This window comes from Schlesneria sp. (assembly GCF_036405755.1).
Taxonomy (GTDB): domain Bacteria; phylum Planctomycetota; class Planctomycetia; order Planctomycetales; family Planctomycetaceae; genus Schlesneria; species Schlesneria sphaerica.
The window spans coordinates 1-5,399 of sequence record NZ_DASWWZ010000122.1; the positions used below are offsets into that span (position 1 = coordinate 1).

At 56.1% G+C, this 5,399-nt stretch carries 3 protein-coding genes; 2 read left to right on the forward strand and 1 reads right to left on the reverse strand.

Annotated elements, in window-relative coordinates; genetic code table 11:
- Positions 1–123: 123 nt before the first annotated feature.
- On the reverse strand, positions 124–2,862 hold the full coding sequence (gene ppdK / locus VGE80_RS04235) for a pyruvate, phosphate dikinase (RefSeq protein ID WP_440591784.1): 2,739 nt from the start codon (positions 2,860–2,862) through the stop codon (positions 124–126).
- A 1,244-nt stretch (positions 2,863–4,106) separates the two neighbouring features.
- Between ppdK and VGE80_RS04240 the strand changes: the two genes are divergently transcribed.
- Positions 4,107–4,484: an RNA recognition motif domain-containing protein gene (locus VGE80_RS04240; protein ID WP_373652974.1), complete on the forward strand. Its 378-nt coding sequence runs from the start codon at positions 4,107–4,109 to the stop codon at positions 4,482–4,484.
- A gap of 681 nt (positions 4,485–5,165) precedes the next feature.
- Positions 5,166–5,399, forward strand: a 234-nt coding sequence (locus tag VGE80_RS04245; protein WP_440591785.1) for a GTP-binding protein, incomplete at its 3' end; no start/stop codon positions are given.

Genomic DNA, 5,399 nt, shown 5'->3' on the forward strand with positions numbered 1-5,399 from the left:
CAGGCGCACAAGCGAAGAGCCCGACGTTCCTGGGGAACGTCGGGCTCTCGGAAGATCTGTCATAGTCCGATTTCCGCTGTGAGGGCGGAGCTTCGGGCGAGGCTCTTCAAGCGTCTGTGCGGATTACTTTCCGGCAGCGAGAGCTTGTTGAGCGGCAGCCAGCTTCGCGACGGGAACGCGACGTGGCGAGCAACTGACATAGTTCAAACCGATATCGTGGCAGAACATTACGGAAGCGGGATCACCACCGTGTTCACCACAGATACCAATCTTCAGGTCTGCTCGTGACGAACGACCGCGTTCGACACCAATCTTCATGATGTCGCCGACACCTTCCTGGTCGATCGTCTGGAACGGATCGCTTGGAATGATGTCGTGTTCACGATAGTAACCGATGAACGGGCCGTAGTCATCGCGGCTGATTGCCAGAGTGGTCTGGGTCAGGTCGTTGGTTCCAAAGCTGAAGAACTCAGCAGCGGAAGCGATCTGATCGGCCCGAACGGCAGCTCGTGGAACTTCGATCATAGTGCCGACGAGGTATTCCAGCGTGGTGCCGGTTTCCTTGAAGACCGCTTCTGCGGCAGCGCGGATGATCTTTTCCTGGTGCTTGAACTCGGTCAGGAAACCGGCGAGCGGAACCATGACTTCGGGAACAACGTTGATGCCTTCCTTCTTCACCTTGACAGCGGCTTCGAAGATCGCCCGAGCCTGCATCGCGGTGATTTCCGGATAGACGATTCCCAGACGGCAACCGCGGTGACCCAGCATCGGGTTGGCTTCGTGCAACTCGCCCACGCGTCGCTTCACAGCGTCGACCGTGCTGTTGGTCCAGCTCGCCAGCTTCTGAGCCAGGTCGGGCTGTTCTTCCAGGTGACGGTCAGAGAGGAACTCGTGCAGTGGAGGATCGAGCAGACGGATCGTCACGGGACGACCGTTCATGCTGCGGAACAATCCGGCGAAGTCTTCCCGCTGGAATGGCAGCAGCTTGGCGAGAGCTTCTTCACGGGATTCCTTGGTTTCTGCCACGATCATGTGACGGATTTCGTCAAGGTGATCGAAGAACATGTGCTCCGTACGGCAAAGTCCAATCCCTTCGGCACCGAAGGCGATGGCTTCGTCGGCCTGGTTGGGGGTATCGGCATTGGTTCGCACTCGCAGCTTGCGGTGCTTGTCGACCCAGCCCATGAGCTGTGCGTACCGCTGGTAGGTTTCGGATTCTTCTGGCTTGAGTGTCTTCTGGACGAGCACCTGAATTACTTCGCTTGGCTTGGTTTGCACCTTGCCTTCGAAGACTTCGCCGGTGAAGCCGTCCATCGAGATGAAGTCGCCCGATTTCAGGGTCTTGCCGCCAACGTTGATCGTGTTGGTGGTGTAATCCACTTCAATGGCCGAGCAGCCGACGATACAGGCCTTACCCATCTGACGGCTGACCAGTGCAGCGTGTGAGCTGGCACCACCGGTTGCAGTCAAAATCCCCTTCGCGGCCTTCATCCCGCGCAAATCTTCGGGGCTGGTTTCTTTACGGACGAGAATGATGTCCGTGTTCGGGTTCTTCTCGTGGAACTGTTCGGCTTCGTCTGCGAACAGGCAGATCACCCCGGAAGCAGCGCCAGGACCGGCGTTGATTCCCTTCGCCAGGAAGCGGCCTTCCTTGGTGGCCGTGGCCTTCGAGGCGGGATCGAAGATGGGCTGCAGCAACTGAGCCAGATCGTCAGCGGGAATACGGCGTTTCTGCAGTGCTTCCTGCTCGGTGATCAGACCTTCGTTGACGAGGTCAACAGCGATACGAACCGCTGCGAAACCGGTTCGCTTGGCGTTTCGGGTCTGAAGCATGTAGACCTTGCCACGCTGAATGGTGAACTCGATGTCCTGCACTTCTTTGTAGTGCTTTTCGAGCTTCTTGCCGATTTCGTTCAATTGCTTGTACGACTCGGGCATATCGCTGGCGAGGGTTTCTTCGATTCGCTTTGGAGTACGAATCCCTGCGACAACGTCTTCACCCTGTGCGTTGATCAGATAGTCCCCGCAGAAGCCGGGGGTTCCCAGAGCACAGTCGCGGGTCAGTCCGACGCCGGTAGCGCAATCGTCACCCAGGTTACCGAAGACCATCGCTTGAACGTTGGCGGCCGTACCCCATTCGTGAGGGATGCCGTATGTTCGGCGATACACCATGGCGCGATCGTTCATCCAGCTGCCAAACACGGCACCGATCGCACCCCAGACCTGTTCCATCGGATCGGTGGGGAAGTCTTTGCCAGCGCGGGACTTGATCAGTTGCTTGAATTCAGCGACCAACTCTTTGAGCTGTTCGACCGACAACTGTGAATCTTCCTTGACGCCGGCCTTTTCTCGCTTGTGTTCGAGAGCGACTTCAAACGGATCCCCTTCGGTCTTGTCTTTTGGCTTCAGCTCGAGCACGACGTCGCCGTACATCTGTACGAAGCGGCGGTAGCTGTCCCAGGCGGATCGTTCGTTGCCGGTCTGCTTGGCCAGAGCGACAACGGTCGTGTCGTTGAGGCCGATGTTCAAGACCGTGTCCATCATCCCTGGCATCGATTCCCGAGCACCGGAGCGGCACGAGAACAGCAGCGGGTTGGTGGCAGAGCCGAACTCTGCACCCATGGATTTTTCGACTTTCTTGAGAGCGTCCAGGACCTGCTGCTTCAGCTCGGGCGGGAAGGTCCGGTTGTTCGCGTAGTAGTAGGTGCAGACTTCGGTGGTCAGGGTGAAACCAGCGGGAACGGGCAGGCCGATACGAACCATTTCGGCCAGATTCGCACCCTTGCCTCCCAGCAGGGTTTTCATTGATGAGTCACCGTCGGCCTGACCGTCGCCGAAAAAATACACGTACTTGGTCGACATGCGAAGTCCTTCAAATGCAGGCCGCTAATGCGACCTCAGACATGGTAGATAGCGACCCGGATTCGGGTCGACTGAGCGGGACAACTGCGGCGCGAACTTTCATCGCTCATGCAACCCCCTTGTTGACGAGGCCGAAAATTAGCGATCGAACGGTCGAACTTCAAGAGAACCGATAGAATTGCTGCGACCCGATCTACCTGAAAACGTAGCTCTTTCCGTCGCATGTTTGCACTCGAATCACCTCAGGTTGATGGGTTTTGTCTGAGGTTTTCGGCAGGGCTGCCACGGCCCTGCCCTGGTGACCGGGGCGTCACTCTGCCGGCAGTCAATGTCTGCTGCTTTTAATCGCTAGGGATGTACGGACGCGGTGTCATTCGCGGTCGTGTGCCCCCCCGCCGTCGGGTTGCGTTTTGCAATGCCCCATCGACCAATTGAAGGAATTGGCGAGTGGTCATTCAGGTCGGTCGCATGTTCGCGCGAACCCCATTCTGAGGGTCGTCGGAGTGCTCGATGGAGTGCCGTGCGGATCTCGCCCCATAGGGGTGAACGGGGTGGTGAAATCGGCAACAAGATTGCGTGAATGAGGTCGCATCGCGGGTGAAGCCGGATGCTTGATGGCGATCAATCATGAATCCTGATTGCGCACTTGCGGCGTGAGCATATTTGAGGCCGAGTTGTTGGAAAACGCACCGACTGTTTCGTGGCTTTTCAGCCTGTGTGAAGTATTCTGCGTCGTTTTTCCTAGGTGCCTATGGACTTAGCACGTTTCGAGAGGCGGCCGCTGCGAAGGGTAGATTGCGGAATAGCGAGTCCGGGAAAATTTTAAGGAGAGTTACGTCGACTGGCCCTGAACGAATTTCCGTCTTCCGGTCTAATTTTTCTATGAAAAACTATCGAATCGGCGTTTCCTTTTTTGACGCAACGTGCAATAACACTTTCTATCTCCGGCGGGCAGGGGCTTGCCGGGGTAGGAAGATGAATGCCTCCTCGCCCACCGATGTTTCTTCTTGCCCGCTGTCCGAGTTTTCTCTCGCCGCGTCCAAGTAAGTCAAGTCGGGTGACGCTCCTCGGCAACCGTCATGTCCGTTTGCTCTCGTGGAACAAAAAAACTGTCGGGAAGTTTTTGATGTTGCTCTCGATGCCGCGGTTTTGTAGTCGCTGATTTGGCTTTGATCTTCCCTGTCGCAGTAAGCGGCAGCCTATGACCTGTTTCAGAGAGCCTGTATGGCTCGCAAAGGACGACGATGAGCAAGAATCTGTATGTGGGTAATTTGTCTTACAATTGTACAGCTGACGATCTGCGTGAGTTGTTCAGTCAGCACGGCAACGTTTCGTCGGCACAGGTCGTTTCAGACCGCGAAACCGGCCGATCACGTGGCTTTGGTTTCGTAGAGATGTCGGACGGTGGAGAAGCGGCGATCGGTGCACTGAACGGAGCGGAGTTCCAGGGCCGTACGCTGACAGTGAATGAAGCTCGTCCCCGTGAAAGCGGTGGCGGTGGTCGCAGCGGTGGTGGTGGCGGTTACGGCGGCGGCCGCAGCGGTGGTGGTGGTTACGGTGGCGGCGGCGGTGGCCGCAGCAGTGGTGGATACGGCGGTAACGGCGGTGGTGGTCGTTACTAAGCCGATTCGCGACTCAGTTGCTCCGTCCTGTCAATTGATTTGACAAAATTAGAAACGCCTTCCGTCCCGACCGGAAGGCGTTTTTTTATTGCTTTGTCTGGGGAGTCTTTCGGTTTTGCTCGAGTCTATGCTTCCCCTTCGGGTTATTGGCGAACGATATACGCGTGTTCTGTGCTGTGTTGGGCTGAGGATGCAAAAAAACGACGAATAGAGCGAATCGCACTTCCCGCAAGGTCCGAAGATTGCTACTATTCGGGAACTTTTACGGCGAAACGTCGCGACTGTCTTACGCAGCAAGTACGTTGTCACGTGCGATTACGCATGTTTCACCCGATGTGGCATCTTTGAGTTAACTAGGGAAGTTCGTCGTACACTTACGATTTGATCGCAATTCAACGACGAAAATAAAGGACTCTTAGATGCTCCGGGAATGCACGATTCGCTCAGTTCGCTAGGGTTCATCTCAGTGGCCTCTCTGGGGTGGACCTCTCGGCGTTTCTGTTCCTTCTGGGCGTCTCACGAGGCATCTCTACTCGTTTTCTTCGCAGCGTTCTTGCAGCAGGTTCTTTCGATCAAATCCCCCGGCTTTGATTGCGCAGGATCGCTCGTTTCCCCCGATAGGTCTCGGTAGACCGTCTCCGAGATCGCACTGTTCCCCGACCGCGTTTCAACAGCATCACCATGAACCTCGAAAAAGTCCGCAACATCGGTATCTCGGCTCACATTGACTCGGGAAAAACAACTCTCACCGAACGAATTCTGTTCTACTCAGGACGAATTCACGCCATCCACGAAGTGAAGGGGAAGGACAACGTCGGCGCGACGATGGACTTCATGGATCTGGAACGTGAAAAAGGAATCACCATTGCTTCTGCTGCCACGCAGGTGAAGTGGGAAGTGAAGTTGCCAGAGGAA

What these genes read in the sequence shown, in the direction of transcription:
- ppdK (WP_440591784.1), bottom strand. Translation starts at nt 2,862, where the DNA reads ATGTCGACCAAGTACGTGTATTTTTTCGGCGACGGTCAGGCCGACGGT.
- VGE80_RS04240 (WP_373652974.1), top strand. Translation starts at nt 4,107, where the DNA reads ATGAGCAAGAATCTGTATGTGGGTAATTTGTCTTACAATTGTACAGCT.